The following is a 14894-nucleotide window of genomic DNA, read 5'->3' on the forward strand; positions in this document are numbered from 1 at the left end:
ATAGAAAATGGCAAAGAGATACACAGATGAGTTTCGGCGTGATGCGGTGCGGATGGCGACGACCAGTGGTTTAACGCGGCCGCAACTTTCATCTGACTTAGGGGTTGGCGTTTCGACGCTGAACAAATGGGTTCAACAGCACCAAAATGATGATCTGATGTCAGGGCCGCATGAGGATGTCGAGAAAGAGAACACGCGGCTTCGCAAGGAAGTACGGCTGCTTCGCGAGGAGAGGGAGATATTAAAAAAGGCCACCATCTTCTTTGCAGGCCAAAATCGATGAGATTTGCTTTCATCGACGCTTGGAAGGAAGAATGGCCAGTTGAGCTTCTGTGCAAAGTTATGCAGGTCACATCGCGTGGTTTCCGCGCATGGCGGGTTCGCCCGATGAGCCAACGCCAACGAGACGATATGGTGATCTTGGCACATATCCGTGAGCAGCACCGTTTGAGCCTAGAGAGTTACGGGCGGCCACGCATGACTGAAGAGTTGCAGGAAGAGGGCCTGAACGTCGGGCACCGCCGCGTGGGGCGTTTGATGCGTGAGAATGACATCAAGGTTATGAGAACCCAGAAATACAAGGCGACGACGGACAGCAACCACACGTTCAACATCGCACCCAATCTGTTGGATCAGGATTTTTCTACCACTGGCCCCAATCAAAAATGGGCAGGTGACATCAGCTCCATATGGACCAGTGAAGGCTGGTTGTATCTGGCCGTCATCCTTGATCTGTACTCCCGCCGCGTCATCGGTTGGGCGGTCAGCAATCGCATGAAACGGGACTTGGCGATCCGGGCCTTGGACATGGCAGTAGCCTTGCGACAACCGCCGAAAGACTGCATTCATCATACGGATCGTGGGTCGCAATATTGTTCAAACGAGTACCAAAAGCGCCTGAAACAACACAGCTTTAAGGTGTCGATGAGCGGCAAGGGCAATTGTTATGATTGTGAGTATGGTATTGCGGCTTGATGGCCTGACCCATGTTACGATTGACTGCGTGTCATTGTATTGACGTGTCGACCGTCAAGTCGCCCCGGCGACGGGTGAGATGTGACCTCATAGGAGCATGACGGGGACGCCCCATCACAGTCCTGTCCTCTCAGAATGTTGCCTGGGCATTCTCAACCTAAGGGGACAACATGAAGATCAGACATCCAATTATCATCGGCATCGATACGCATAAGGCAACACATGTTGCTGTCGCGATTGATACGCAAGGCACCCGCCTAGCAGCACTTTCCATCCCTGCGAACTCAAAGGGATATCTGGAACTGGAACGCTGGTCTTGTGGCCTGGGTCATGTCCAAGCTTTTGGAATCGAAGGGACGGGCTCTTACGGTGCCGGTCTATCGCGCTGCTTGCTTGCACAAGGGCACCATGTTGTTGAGGTTACGAGACCCAATCGCCAGCTGCGCTATACTCAAGGCAAGACCGACAGCCTCGACGCAGAAGGTGCCGCTCGGTCAGTTTTATCTGGACAGGCAAATTCCCGCCCTAAAACCCAAACGGGATCGTCGGAGATGATCAGGCATCTGAAGATAGCCCGTGACACGGCTGTTAAGTCACGTTCACAGGCGATGGTGACCCTGAAAACACTGATCATCAATGCACCAGCTGATCTGCGTGAAGTACTGGATCAGATCAAAGGTAAGATCGGATTGATCCGGCATATCGCGGCCTTCAGACCCGGTGATATACTTAATACATTAGCTTCTGCCAAAGCAGCCATGCGAGCTTTGGCACGACGGTGGCTATTGCTACATGAAGAGATTCTGGGTCACGATAAAGAACTGGAGCGACTTGTCATCAAACGCGCTCCGGACCTGATGCAATCCCACGGAATTGCGACAATGACAGTCGCAGAGATGCTAATCCTCGTTGGCGATGATCCCACGCGCATCCGATCTGAGGCTGCATTTGCCAAACTCTGTGGCGTTTGTCCCATCCCTGCATCAAGTGGGAAAACGCACCGTTTCCGTCTCAACAGAGGAGGAAACAGACAAGCCAACGCTGCGCTCTACCGTGTCGCCATCGTCAGGATGCGCAGCCACGAACCGACGCTTGCTTATGTCAAAAAACGTACGAAAGATGGCAAAAGCAAAAGCGAAATCATTCGATGCCTGAAGCGTTACATCGTCCGGGAGATTTACAGCCAACTCTGCGTGCCACAAACCATCAAAATTGCTGCTTGACGAATATAGGAGCTTCAACTCCATGGTTGAGACATTCTTCAAATCCATCAAGGCTGAGCTGATCTGGCGTAACCGATGGGACACACGTCGTCAGGCAGAAGGCGCGATATTCCAATATATCAACGGGTTCTATAACCCAAGGCGGCGGCATTCGTCGCTGGGCGGCAAAAGCCCCTTGGCATTCGAACGAAAGGCCGCATAAATAAGTTCAGAGACCGGAACGCAAGCGGGACAAGACCAAAGGGAGCCGAAAGCTGATGCGTATCCAGCGCCTCCATCTTGAGCGGTTCGGACATTTTACCGACCAAGAGTTCGACTTCGGCAATGGCGGAGATCGTCCAGACTTTCATATCATCTATGGTCCGAATGAGGCGGGCAAGACGACGACAATGGAAGCTGCCCTTCGACTTTTCTATGGGTTTCCCCTGCGCGAGGCCTATGCGTTCAAGCATCAACGCAACAACCTACAGGTCTCTGCCACATTTGATATTGAAGGGGCTGCGCGACGCTTTACACGCCTGCCCAAACGAATAGGTTCGCTGGTTGATGAGACTGGGACAGCCTTGCCGGAAGCTGCATTGTCAGCGCATTTGGCAGGTCTTTCCGAAGGCGACTATCGGCAACTCCTTTGCCTGGATGACGAAACGATCGAACGAGGCGGCGAGGAAATCGCCAACGCTCAAGGTGATATCGGCCGTCTCCTGTTTTCCGCAGCTGCGGGTGTCGCTGATCTTAGTGGAGTTCTAGATGGGGTTCGCGACGAAGCCAACAGTATCTGGAAGAAGCGTGGTCGGACCACGCGCATTGCCGAGTTGAAACATGCTTTAGCAGATGTGGAAAAAGAAATCAGGGAAAAGGACGTTACAGCTGGTGCTTGGAAGGGACTGAAGAAGGCACTGACGCAAGCGCAGGAATACGAGCAAGCGGCACGGAAGAGCCGCGACGTGTTGAACATAAGCAAAGCACAGATCGCTGGGCAGCAACGTGCGCTTCCCCTCATGGCCGAAATCAGCACACTCGAAAAGAGCACCGCGACCTATTCCGAGTATCCGGATCAGCTCGACTTTGACCCGGAACGACTGATCGAGTTGCGCACTGATCACGGCACTGCATCTCAAAATATCGAACGCCTCACCATGGAGATCACAGCACTAAAGAATGAGCTGGACGAAATAACTTTGGATAAAGAGCAGCTAGAACTAGCAGTCCAGCTGGATGCCCTACACGACCTCAGTGTGCGCAACCGGAGCGCGCAGCTGGACTTGCAGCGAAGACAAGTTGAGAAGGACGTAGCTGAGGAAGCAATGAGCAGCGCCGCCCTAGATCTCGGCGTTTCCCCCAAGGCTGACCTGCAGGATCTTGTGTTATCGCAAGCAGACATCTCGAAACTCGAGACTGCCAAGGAAGAGTTGCGCGATGCGATTGCATCTGTTGCCAACGAGTCCCGCGAAGTGGCCGACCTCAAGAAAAAGCTTGAAGCGGCAGGGGACGCAGTCGAGACTAATACTGGCGATACGGATGACTCGCCCAGCATAAGCGATGTGCTTGTCAGATTCGATGTAGATCGCTTGGCACCAGCACACGCCGCCGCACTTCAGGCAATTGGCGCAGCTAAGACAAAAGCCCGTAAAGCGCTTTCAGCACTAACCTTTGGGACAGTCGTTTTTGAGGATGTGCCAACGGGCGTATCGAGCATGATCCAAGCGCAAAGTTGGGCGGCAGAGCACGAAAAGATATCGCAAACCATTCATAATACTATTGATAAACGTGACAATCACCAGGAAGATCTCGCAACGCGAATTGCCCAGGGTAAGGTTCTCACTGCTGGCGGAGCTGTGGTGACTGATGCCGAGACTGAGGTCTTACTGACAGCGCGTGAAGACCTCTGGGCGGAACATCAGGCGGCCTTGGAAAGCCAGACTGCTTCCGCTTTCTACGAGGCCATGCAAAAGCATGACAAAGCGATGGACGCGCGTGTGACACATGCTAGCGAACTTGGTCAATTGCGTCAGATTGAGCAGGCGGAAGTTGAGGCGCAGATACGCTTGGAACAAGCAGACAAGCGCCTTGAAGTTTTGGATAAAGAACTGACCGCTCTTGATGCTGCAGTGGGCGCAGCAGCTAGACAAGCTGGGCTGACCTCGACCATTACCTCTGCTGAATGGCTCGACTGGGTAGCACGTAACTCCACCGCTACTGAAGACGCGCAAGCGTTGTTCGCTGCCCGAGAGGAGCACCAACCTATCCTTGATCGCGCAGAAGACCTCCGCGCTGAGCTTTCTAGGTTGCTCACCTTTGAAGCGACAGACGTCGCGAGTGCCTTGACTGTGGCGCGTCAGGTTGCGGAGGGCGAACGAAAGCAATCCGAAAACGAAGCCCGGGCGCAGGAGACGCTCCAGCAGGCGAAGCGCAACCTCAGAAAGCGTGAAGAGAGGCATCAAGCGGCTTTGTCTGTTGAGGCTGAGGCGCGCAATGCGTGGTATACTCTCATCTTGGAGATGTTGGGCGATAGGATTGCCCCGGAGAACCTGCAGGCCTCTCTGGAACCGCTGCGAGAATTGCGTGAGCATGCGAAAACTCGCGCTTCAGCCGCGCAAAGGGTTGCCAGTATGAAGGTAGACCAGGAGCGGTTCGCTGAGGAGGTGGCAGCGTTGGCAAAGGCGTATAACCTAGAGACGCTGGAGACCGCGGCTGAAACTTTCTCAGCCTTGAAAACACTGTCCGACAGAGCACGTTCAGCGCATGAAGCGGTTGAAAAACTCACCGGCGACATCAAGGAAGCGGAGGCTAGGAAATCCAAGAATTCCGAGAAGCTACGCGAAATCAAACAGGCGATTGAGGCGATAGCGTCTGGCTTCCCCTACTCCACTTCTTTGACTGAGATCGACGAACTTCGGACTGTGGTAAAGCGTGCGCAGCAGGTTATTGAAGAACGAGCCGCGCTTGTTAAGCTGCAACGCACTGTAGTGTCCGAACTTGGAGTAAATGACATAAAGGCTGCCCGTGAAGAAATGGCCGCTTTGTCACTCACGGATCTAGAGGCTGCCTTCGAGAACAGCAAGTCTGACCTTGAGCGCGCAGAGGAAGAGCTGACCCAAGCCATCGAAATCCGAGTTGCTGCCGAGCAGGGGGTGGCACAGGTAACGGGTGACGCCGATATCGCCACTTTGGTTGAACAAAAAGCGACGCTGGAGCTGCAACTGGAGGACTCTGCCTTAGAGCACCTTGAGCTGTCTCTGGGGCACTATCTGGCATCTAACTCAATTCGTCGCTATCGCGACAGCCATCGCAGTGGAATGATGACAGCGACGGAACGGTGTTTTGCTAGCCTGACTCAAGGCGCCTATCCGTCACTGATTACACAAGTGGATAAGGACGCCGAAGTCCTTTTGGCAGTTGATTGCACCGGCGCAAGCAAGCGCGCGGCTGAGATGTCGAAGGGCACGCGGTTCCAGCTCTATCTGGCGCTTCGTGCCGCCGCCCACGAACAGCTTGTAGCCCAAGGCACCCGACTCCCCTTCTTTTGCGATGACATCTTTGAAACCTTCGACGAAGACCGCACCAGCGCTGCTTGTCGCGTCATGGAGACCATCGGCAGCCGCGGACAGGCGATCTATTTGACTCACCATCGGCACGTCGTCGATATCGCGATGAAGGTTTGCGATACGCCACCGGTCATACATGAAATTTGATTGGTAGGGTTCAGCAAGGGGGGCAATTCAGAAGCTTTAGAGGGACTACACCTGCAATTCCCAGCGTCGCGCGAAACTTTGCCCAGAAATCCAGCCGACAATCCAACCGCCAAGATGCGCTTCCCAGGCGAGACCGCCCGACAGCAGCACGAATATTAAGATGTTGGACGCAACCAGTCCCAGAAAGGCCATGACGACAGGCCGGACTGGGAGTTTCGATTGCCGCCGCACACGGTAATCCATAGCCTGCCAAAGCCCTATTAACCCAAATACCGCTCCGGACGCTCCGATCATCGGTGCACTACTGGACGATATCAGTCCGAAACATGCCGCGCCCCCGACAGCCGAGAGAAACAACACCAACACCGTTTTGGTGGCCCCAATATGGATTGAGACGAACTTTCCCAGCGACAACAGGATCACACTGTTCATTGCTAAATGCATAAACCCGCCGTGCAGAAAGGCGTGTGTAATGAACATCAGAGCTGTCTGGCCCGGGTAAATCGGCGGCAGAGCGCCGGATAAGACTGGCTGCCAGAATGCTCCGAGCATGAAGGCTGGCCAGCGTAGGTTATCTGGCCCAATTATGCCGGATGAGGAAAGGCTTAGAACCAGTTCGATCGCGGCCATGACACCTACAATCATCCAAAGGAACATAGGCGCTCCGGTCGGCGGCGATTGGCGAAGCGGTTGTTGGTCTCTTGGAGATGTAAAATTCATAGATTTGTATCTAATCCTTCACCTAGAGATAGCCAAGGTCGCAGCGTCGGTTCTGATCAGGTAGTTTAGCGCGCATCTACTCGCTTCATTCGCAAGCACGTTACCCCACCGTGCCTCGAGCAAATACGCAACGATGTTTCGTTTTGTGTCTGCACTACATAACGTCAGAGTATAACTGTCGAAATCCATGATCGCACCAACCTCGGGCAAGGAATGGCTGCGTCCATGTGAGATTATGGGCGGGCGTAGCATCCCAATCGAAGTCCTAGAGATCCGAGAGCGTTGTTATGGGGATGCGTAAGGTTGCCGAGAGAGCAAGGGGACCAAATCCACCGCTGTCTCTACCGTCATATCATGCGATGCTAAGGAGGCATGGGCTTCACCTTATATGGCTAAACACGTCCGCCATACCGGCTTTGCGTTATGGCGGGTCATGTTTGACCCTCGGTGAAGTATGGCTAGGCTTCGCGGCGTAAATGTCCCCGCGGCTGTGACACCCGCTTACTAAAAAAGATATGCGAAACAGTTTCGCTTTTGAATTCCAGATATGGCTTTGTGACTGGAGCCAATTGACCCGATCTGGCTCCATCAGCAGGTTGGTAACGACAGAGCTTAAACGCTGAAATAGCTCACTGAGAAGCTTTTTCGGATGGTCGGAAGCGACGGGGATCAGTCTGTTATCGAAAGCCTAACCAACCAAATCCATCACTATCTTATTTGTGAGATTGCTCTCAGCGATCACCTGATCAGCCCGGCTCCGTAGTGCAGCTTGTCATGTGCCAAGTGCATAATGAACTTTAGATTTTGGTGTCAATGTCGTCTTTGTGGCCTATCCCGATCCCGGTTAGGTCAAGTTCCGTCATGAGACATGTTGGAAGCGTATTCTCCCATTCCACAATATCGCTTAGGCGCCAACGAGTTGTGCCTGGGCTAAGACTTACCGCACTCGGGAAGGTTCCTTCCCGTTTCCAACGGTAGATAGAATCTTTGGAGACGGAGAGGCGTTCTGCCAGCTGGTTGACAGAAAGGAACGTCATTTCGGGATTTTTCAAATTAAAGCTCCAGATCTAAGCGGTAGGCATCTGTAAATAGGAAGCAATTTCTGATATTAAAGCAGTCGGGGAGCCTGATCCAACATAAACTCAAGCGATGACGCCAAGTTTATTGCTTGGTCGTCTCTCGCATCAATTACTGATCAAAAGCATTTCGAGTATTGGTGGGGTGGATGGTGGGATGAGCTTAACTACATCGCTAATGTATTGAATTGTATATACATTAAATCTCAACTGGCAGTCCCTAGGGGAATCGAACCCCTCTTTCCAGGTTGAAAACCTGGCGTCCTAACCGATAGACGAAGGGACCGCAGTTGGTGTCGCGTATTTAGGGAACCATATCCTGCGACGCAAGTAGATTCTGCCCAAAAATTGCGGAATATTCGGGTGAGAAACCTACGAGGCGGGGGCCGCGTCTTCGAGGCGTAGTTGCGGGCTCTGGCGACCCTGCCATGTGTTGATTTCCAAGCGCCCCGCAAGATGGAAGCGCGCGCCACCGTGATCACGTAGCATCGGCCCGATTGGTCCGTCCATCGCACCGAAACAAATCGCGTCAACCCGCCCGCTGATCCCATCACCAAAGGTGACTTTCAGATGGTTTGCGCCCACCACCTTGGTGAAATTGATCGTGCAATCAGGAAACACAAATCGCGGGGCAGGTGCGCCAGCGCCAAAAGGTCCAGCCTGTTCCATGATTTCGATCAGGTCCACCGTCGCAGCACCCGGCATTAGCACCCCATCCACCTTTAGGTCCGCAGGGCCGATATCGCCTGCACCCTGCTTGGCAAGCAGTTCAGACAGGCGTTCCATTGCCGCATCGACCTTGTCGCGTGCAACTGTCAAACCCGCTGCCATTTTATGACCGCCACCTTTGATCAACAGCCCCTCAGCCGTGCAACGCTGGATTGCAGCACCAAGATCAATGCCAGAGACAGAACGCCCCGATCCCTTGCCAGTGTCACCGTCCAGCCCGATCACAATCGCGGGCCGGTTGCTGGCTTCTTTCAAACGCGCCGCGACGATGCCGACAACGCCTGGGTGCCAACCCTCACCAGCGGCCCAAACGAGCGGCCTGTCAGTTCCGCGCTGTTCGGCCTGCTCAATCGCCATTTCGCGGACTTGGTTTTCGATCTCTCGGCGCTCGGTGTTCAATTCATCAAGGCGCTGTGCCATTGACTGTGCCTCATGCGGATCAGTTGACGCCAGCAGCCGCGCACCGAGGTCCGCTTTGCCGATCCGACCGCCCGCATTGACCCGCGGGCCAAGCAAGAACCCCAGATGATAAGAAGACGGTGCCGTATCCATGCGGGCAACATCAGCAAGCGCAACCAGCCCCACCCGTTGACGACGTGCCATCACCGTTAGGCCTTGGCGCACAAAGGCGCGATTGACGCCAATAAGCGGTGCGACATCGGCTACGGTGCCAAGCGCCACAAGGTCCAGCAGGGCCATCAGGTCGGGTGTTTTGGATCCAGCGTCTCGCAGTTGACGGTTCGCCTCGACCAGCACCAGAAACACGACGCCCGCCGCACATAGATGCGCCAGATCACCGGTTTCGTCCTGACGGTTCGGGTTCACCACGGCCAGTGCTGGTGGTAGCATTTCCCCACCGAGGTGATGATCCAGGACCACAACATCCGCGCCCTTGGCGGCCGCAATCGGGCCGTGGGATAATGTGCCACAATCGACGCAAATGATCAGATCGTGATCGCGTGCAAGGGCGAACATCGCGTTGTCGTTGGGGCCATAGCCTTCGTCGATGCGGTCTGGGACATACAGGGTCGGGGTCACGCCAAAGCCGCGTAACCAGTCGATCAGCAGCGCGGCGGATGTGCCACCATCGACATCATAATCCGCAAAGATCGCAATCCGTTGTCGGCCGTGTGCAGCCGCGACAATACGTGCAGCGGCAGGTTCCATATCGCGCAAGGATCGTGGGTCTGGCATCAAATCGCGCAATGTCGGTGCAAGAAACGCGGCGGCGTCCTGCGCAACAACACCTCGGCGCACCAATGTGCGACAGACGGGCAAAGGCAGCGCCGTATCCTGCGCCATCGCTTCGGCCAAACGGTCGTCCTCAACGCTTGGTCCGACCCAGCGTCGCCCCGTCGCTGACTGCGCCACATCCAAGAACGCGCGCGCCTTATTTGGTGTTTCATTCATCATATCATACCATATGGGCCGCGTTGAGGATTCGCCACGGCCCATCTTCTTTGGTTCTGAAATACCTTCTTACTCGCTGTCTTGCGCACCGCAGGTGCGCCCCCGCTCCCCGCAGGGGCAAACCTTAAACAGGGTTGCGATAGCTCATCCGTCGCACTGATCCGGTCTTGGACCGCATCAGGATTGTCTCAGCCGTCAAGAATCCCGGCTCACGTTTGATGCCGTGCAACAACGACCCGTCCGTCACGCCCGTGGCGGCAAAGATCACATCCGACGTCACCATATCATCGCGGGTATAGACGCGATCAAAATTGGTGATGCCGGCTTTGGTGGCGCGCCCCCGTTCGTCATCATTGCGAAACAGCAATTTACCGAACATCTGTCCGCCCATGCATTTTAATGCGGCTGCCGCCAACACACCCTCCGGCGCGCCGCCCGACCCCATATACATATCAATCCCTGTTGTCGCGGCCTCGGCGCAGTGCATCACGCCAGCAACATCGCCGTCGGTAATCAGCCGGATTGCGGCACCGGTGCTGCGCAATTGCTCAATCATCTCTTCGTGGCGCGGGCGTTCCAGCACGCAGACGGTGATGTCTTCGGTGGCACAGCCCTTGGCGGTGGCCAGTGCTGACACGCGTTCGCTGGGCGACATATCCATCGTCACAACGCCGCTGCGAAATCCCGGACCCACGGCCAGCTTGTCCATGTAGACATCGGGCGCGTGCAGCATGGATCCGCGCGGACCCATTGCGATTACGGTCAGCGCGTTGGGCATGTCTTTTGCGGTCAGTGTGGTGCCTTCCAGCGGGTCGAGCGCGATGTCCACGCCGGGCCCTTTGCCGGACCCGACCTCTTCGCCGATAAACAACATCGGCGCTTCGTCGCGTTCGCCTTCGCCGATCACCACGACCCCCGCAATGTCGAGTTTGTTAAGCTGTTCGCGCATGGCGTTGACCGCCGCCTGATCTGCGGCCTTTTCATCGCCGCGCCCAATAAGTGCAGCACTTGCAAGGGCGGCGGCCTCTGACACACGGGCGAGGCCAAGGGACAGCATGCGGTCATTGAAGTCAGTTAGGGCCATGAGGGTCGTCCTTCTATTTGTTGCCCTTGGCTTAGCCCGTTGCGGCGGGTTGCGGCAAGACTGTGTGCGCTAACAGTCGCGACCTAATTGTCAAACAGAGGGTTTTCTAACACTTGAACGACCTATCACGGTGTTATCGTTTCCTTTTCGTGGGCAATTGCGATCCGCCGCGCAGCTATTGCCAGCGCGACAAGGGCCGCCAGCCCGATCAAGCAGGCGACGCGCAAGATCGTGGCAATATCGACGTAGGGCATCGTCCCCGCGTCCGTTGTTGAAATCGCACCAAAGGCAAGGGCGGTGGCAAAGACCAGTCGACATGCAAAGCTCTTGAGCGATAGCCACGTGGCGCGGTTGTCGTCGGTCAGCAGCGGTTGAATGCGGCCCAGAATGAACGGTCGCGACAAGGCGTCTGGCACCATGCGCAGCAGCAGGAATGCCAGCACGATGGCATTATCGGTCAGGGCCATGACACCGGAAATCGCAATTTGCAGCGCGAAGGCAGACAGCAGCAGAAGCGGCAGGCCGAGCGCGCGGCGCAAGCGCAGCGCGATAAGGGATGCCGTAACGGAAATTCCCATCATCAAAGCGGTCACAACGCCGCTGATAAGCGGTGCGCTTGATGCCAGGCCGACGTCGTCCAAAGCGGCATGAATGAATGGCTGGCCGAACACAAACGGCAGGTGGCTGAAGCCATACATCAAGACGCCAAGCACGAAGAACCACAAAAGGATGGGGTTGCGAAAACTTGCACCCAGACTGCCGAGGCGGAGCAGTTCTGACCCGCCATCCACGCTAGACGTGCGCGGCGGTTCGACAAAACGCAGCGTCACCCAAAGCAGGGCGATCATGGCAACGGCGGCGGCGACAAATGGCAAAACGGGTGAGACCAGTGCCATAGCGCCGCCCGTCACTGCGGACAGCGCAAGTGCTGTGTATGAATAGCGCCAAGCGGTGATTTCCTGCGCCTCGATTTCATTGGCGCGGCCCGTCGCGGCAAGGCTTTCGTACAGCATCGCTTCGTCGGTTCCGCTGGCGAATGCCACGCCTGCGCCGATCAGGATCTGGCCAAGCGCGAATGTCGAAAAGCTGTCGCCAATGGCCAACAAAATCGTGCCGAACAGGGCGCAAATCGCACTGGCGATCAGGGTTTTGCGGCGACCCAACCGGTCGGACATATAGCCTGACGGAACCTCAAGCAGGGTGCTAGCGACGTCATAGACAGCATAGAGCAGGATCGCTTCAGTCGCGGACAAAACGTTCTGGAAATACAGGAACCAGACCGCCTGCCAAAAGATCATGCTGCGCAGGAAACGCGACCAACGATAAAGCTGGATGTTGCGGGTGATGGCAGCTGTCATGGGATGACCCTAGCAGGTCATCCCGTCTTATCTAGTCGACTTCTTCGATGCGGATCGCCACCGGATCGCCCTGAACAACGGATGTATTTGCCATCGCTGCAAGCGCTTCATCCAGTGCTGTGCGCGTGACTTTGTGGGTGACAATCAACACGGGCGCGGATGTATCTGCGTGGCCATATTGTTTCATCCGGTCAATCGACACGCCCGCATCGCCCAGAACGGCGGCGACTTTGGCCAGTGCGCCCGGCTTGTCGACGAGCTGCATGCGCAAATAATATGGTGCCGGGATCGCGGCCTTGGCGGGGCGGGCTTTGCGCAGGGTGTTGGCAGGCTGACCAAAGGTCGGCAGGCGCAGACCGCGTGCAATGTCGATGATATCGGACAAGACCGCAGATGCGGTCGGCCCTTCGCCAGCACCCGCGCCGCGCAGGACGATCTGACCCACAGCGTCGCCTTCGATGACGACCATATTTGTGCCGCCTTCAAGTTGACCGAGCGATGAATTGGACGGCACAAGGCACGGCGACATGCGCTGCTCTAAGCCGCGACCTGTCATTTGCGCCACGCCAAGCAGTTTAATGCGAAAGTCCATGTCGGCGGCGGCGTCGATGTCTTCAAGGGTGATGTTTTGGATGCCTTCAAGTTCAATCGCATCGAAATTAACCTGCGTACCAAAGGCGACAGACGCCAGCAGCGCCAGTTTGTGGCCAGCATCAATGCCCCCCACATCAAGGTTTGGATCTGCCTCAAGGTAGCCGAGTTTATCAGCCTCAGCGAACAGCGCGTTATAGCCTTGGCGTGTCGCCTGCATCTGGGTCAGAATGTAATTACAGGTGCCATTCATCACGCCCATAACGCGGCTGATTTCATTGCCTGCAAGCCCTTCGGTCAGGGTTTTCATCACGGGGATACCGCCCGCGACGGCGGCCTCATAGCGGATGACGCAACCCGCCGCTTCCGCGGCGAGGGCCAGTTCCTGTCCGTGCAGCGCGAGCATGGCTTTGTTGGCGGTGACGACGTCTTTACCGGCTTTGATCGCCGCTTGCGTGGCGTCTTTGGCAGGACCAGCGTCGCCGCCCATCAATTCCACAAACACATCTACGTCGTCGCGCGTTGCCAGCGCAACAGGATCGTCTTCCCATGCATAGTCACCAAGCGGGACGCCGCGATCTTTGTCTTTTGAACGCGCGGATACCGCCGAGATGATGATTTTGCGTCCTGTGCGGGCCTCAATCAGGGCCGCCTGTTGGCGGATGATGCGCACAACACCCACGCCAACAGTTCCGAGGCCAGCGATGCCGAGACGAAGCGGAGTGGTCATGGGGGCGGTCCTTAATTACTAATCTGCTGGTGTTAGCGCGTTGGCACTTGGACTTCAACGTGAGCCTTTGTGGCGGGTTTTTTCGGGGCTTTACTGCGTGGGCACCTGCACGCCGCGCAGCAAGCGGACGCGGGCGTCGGTTGCGATGACCGGGCCACGCAAGCGGGACGCGCGGGCGCGCAGACTGGCAAGACGCGGGGTGATCGCGGCCTCGCGCATGGCAGCACCGTTATCGTTGGCGTTTGCCCGTTGGATCAGGGACGCGAGCGGGACCATATCCGGGAACGGTGTGTTGGCCTGCGTCGGCAACACACTGCCATCCAGCGCCGGAAATTCGGCGCAGGCGGCCAAGGTGATAAGCAATGTGGCGAGCAGAGGCAAAACGGCAGGGGCGAGGCGCATATCAGGGGTCCAATGAGGTCGCGCAAAGCATAGATGTGCGCGCCGTTGGCGGCAAGATGAGGTGTCCATGTGAGGCATGCAAGGGCTTTTCAAATGAACGTATGTTCAGCTAAATGGTCTCAACACGATAATGTTGGAGGCAAGATGGCACGCAAAACCGGATCACACGGCGATATCACCGGACCAAAGGTGCAGGCGGCAGCGCTGCGGCTGATCGCGCGCCACGGGTTTGCGGCTGTTTCTATGCGCCAGATTGCCCGTGAGGTCGGTTTGCAAGCCGGGGCATTGTATCGTTATACGCCCGACAAACAGACGTTGCTGTTTGATCTGATGCGCGGGCACATGGACGCGCTGTTAGTGGCACGAGAGGGGGCAGCGATGGCAGGTACACCGCTGATAAGGCTTGATGAATTTGTGCGGTTTCACATCCGGTTTCATCTGGAACGTCCCGATGCGGTATTCGTGTCCTATATGGAATTACGCAATCTGACGCCTGAAAACTTCGCCACTTTGGAGGCACTGCGCCGTGTGTATGAAGATCAGCTTGAGGTCATATTGCGTTTCGGTGTCGTTGCGGGGGTGTTTGACGTGGTGGACACCAAGATCAGCACACTCGCTATCATCGCAATGCTGACCGGACTTACCACATGGTATCGCGAAGACGGACGTTTGCCGCTGGCCGACATCGAGCGGATTTACACGGGTCTGGTGCACGGGGCTGTCGGCGTGAAGTAACAGAGCGGCTGCGCCGCGCATGATTTTTTAGTTGGGTGTGGCATTCGTTGGTGTGAAGGTGGGTTGAGGTTGGATTTGTGGCAAACGTTCGCCTCCGGCTGGGATATTTCAGAAACAATGAATAAGACGTGTCGCTGCGGGCTTCGGACGGTCGCATAAACGGGAGAGA

General features: G+C 56.1%; 10 protein-coding genes, 1 tRNA gene and 2 pseudogenes. 5 read left to right on the plus strand and 8 right to left on the minus strand.

The genetic code is table 11. The features are described 5' to 3' along the window. Positions 1-7 precede the first annotated feature (7 nt). The 4 genes and pseudogenes from OAN307_RS05650 to OAN307_RS05665 form a co-directional block, all read left to right on the plus strand. Positions 8-951, plus strand: a pseudogene (locus tag OAN307_RS05650) (IS3 family transposase); the annotation flags it as partial. Positions 952-1145: 194 nt separating this feature from the next. Continuing rightward, on the plus strand, positions 1146-2198 hold the full coding sequence (locus OAN307_RS05655; protein ID WP_015498857.1) for an IS110 family RNA-guided transposase: 1053 nt from the start codon (positions 1146-1148) through the stop codon (positions 2196-2198). Positions 2199-2214: 16 nt separating this feature from the next. Beyond that, a pseudogene (locus OAN307_RS05660) lies at positions 2215-2400 on the plus strand (IS3 family transposase); the annotation flags it as partial. 55 nt (positions 2401-2455) lie between these two features. Further along, positions 2456-5890 carry an ATP-binding protein gene (locus OAN307_RS05665; RefSeq protein ID WP_015498858.1) on the plus strand — a complete coding sequence of 1145 codons (3435 nt, stop codon included), beginning with the start codon at positions 2456-2458 and terminating at the stop codon, positions 5888-5890. Positions 5891-5935: 45 nt separating this feature from the next. On the opposite strand, the gene OAN307_RS05670 is transcribed toward OAN307_RS05665, so the two are convergent. The 8 genes from OAN307_RS05670 to OAN307_RS05705 form a co-directional block, all read right to left on the minus strand. Continuing rightward, entirely contained in the window at positions 5936-6547 is a 612-nt protein-coding gene (locus OAN307_RS05670) for a rhomboid family intramembrane serine protease (RefSeq protein ID WP_245540973.1), read from the minus strand. 860 nt (positions 6548-7407) lie between these two features. Beyond that, positions 7408-7647, minus strand: a complete 240-nt coding sequence (locus OAN307_RS25075) for a helix-turn-helix transcriptional regulator (protein ID WP_015498860.1) — start codon at positions 7645-7647, stop codon at positions 7408-7410. Between the two features lie 250 nt (positions 7648-7897). Continuing rightward, positions 7898-7972: transfer RNA gene (locus tag OAN307_RS05680), tRNA-Glu, on the minus strand. 86 nt (positions 7973-8058) lie between these two features. Next, a complete protein-coding gene (gene recJ / locus OAN307_RS05685; protein ID WP_015498861.1) occupies positions 8059-9825 on the minus strand; it encodes a single-stranded-DNA-specific exonuclease RecJ in 1767 nt (588 codons plus the stop codon). A 124-nt stretch (positions 9826-9949) separates the two neighbouring features. Further along, on the minus strand, positions 9950-10909 hold the full coding sequence (gene glpX / locus OAN307_RS05690) for a class II fructose-bisphosphatase (protein ID WP_015498862.1): 960 nt from the start codon (positions 10907-10909) through the stop codon (positions 9950-9952). A 125-nt stretch (positions 10910-11034) separates the two neighbouring features. Next, positions 11035-12267 (minus strand): MFS transporter, encoded by a 1233-nt coding sequence (locus tag OAN307_RS05695; protein ID WP_015498863.1) that lies wholly within the window; start codon positions 12265-12267, stop codon positions 11035-11037. 31 nt (positions 12268-12298) lie between these two features. Then, on the minus strand, positions 12299-13588 hold the full coding sequence (locus OAN307_RS05700) for a homoserine dehydrogenase (protein ID WP_015498864.1): 1290 nt from the start codon (positions 13586-13588) through the stop codon (positions 12299-12301). Positions 13589-13678: 90 nt separating this feature from the next. Continuing rightward, positions 13679-13990, minus strand: coding sequence for a hypothetical protein (locus tag OAN307_RS05705; RefSeq protein WP_015498865.1), 312 nt, complete (start codon positions 13988-13990; stop codon positions 13679-13681). Between the two features lie 144 nt (positions 13991-14134). On the opposite strand from OAN307_RS05705, the gene OAN307_RS05710 reads away from it, so the two are divergent. Beyond that, a complete protein-coding gene (locus OAN307_RS05710; protein ID WP_044043274.1) occupies positions 14135-14725 on the plus strand; it encodes a TetR/AcrR family transcriptional regulator in 591 nt (196 codons plus the stop codon). Positions 14726-14894: the final 169 nt, after the last annotated feature.

The organism is Octadecabacter antarcticus 307, from assembly GCF_000155675.2.
GTDB classification, from domain to species: domain Bacteria; phylum Pseudomonadota; class Alphaproteobacteria; order Rhodobacterales; family Rhodobacteraceae; genus Octadecabacter; species Octadecabacter antarcticus.

What these genes read in the sequence shown, in the direction of transcription:
- OAN307_RS05655 (WP_015498857.1), top strand. Translation starts at nt 1,146, where the DNA reads ATGAAGATCAGACATCCAATTATCATCGGCATCGATACGCATAAGGCA.
- OAN307_RS05665 (WP_015498858.1), top strand. Translation starts at nt 2,456, where the DNA reads ATGCGTATCCAGCGCCTCCATCTTGAGCGGTTCGGACATTTTACCGAC.
- OAN307_RS05670 (WP_245540973.1), bottom strand. Translation starts at nt 6,547, where the DNA reads ATGTTCCTTTGGATGATTGTAGGTGTCATGGCCGCGATCGAACTGGTT.
- OAN307_RS25075 (WP_015498860.1), bottom strand. Translation starts at nt 7,647, where the DNA reads ATGACGTTCCTTTCTGTCAACCAGCTGGCAGAACGCCTCTCCGTCTCC.
- recJ (WP_015498861.1), bottom strand. Translation starts at nt 9,825, where the DNA reads ATGAATGAAACACCAAATAAGGCGCGCGCGTTCTTGGATGTGGCGCAG.
- glpX (WP_015498862.1), bottom strand. Translation starts at nt 10,909, where the DNA reads ATGGCCCTAACTGACTTCAATGACCGCATGCTGTCCCTTGGCCTCGCC.
- OAN307_RS05695 (WP_015498863.1), bottom strand. Translation starts at nt 12,267, where the DNA reads ATGACAGCTGCCATCACCCGCAACATCCAGCTTTATCGTTGGTCGCGT.
- OAN307_RS05700 (WP_015498864.1), bottom strand. Translation starts at nt 13,588, where the DNA reads ATGACCACTCCGCTTCGTCTCGGCATCGCTGGCCTCGGAACTGTTGGC.
- OAN307_RS05705 (WP_015498865.1), bottom strand. Translation starts at nt 13,990, where the DNA reads ATGCGCCTCGCCCCTGCCGTTTTGCCTCTGCTCGCCACATTGCTTATC.
- OAN307_RS05710 (WP_044043274.1), top strand. Translation starts at nt 14,135, where the DNA reads ATGGCACGCAAAACCGGATCACACGGCGATATCACCGGACCAAAGGTG.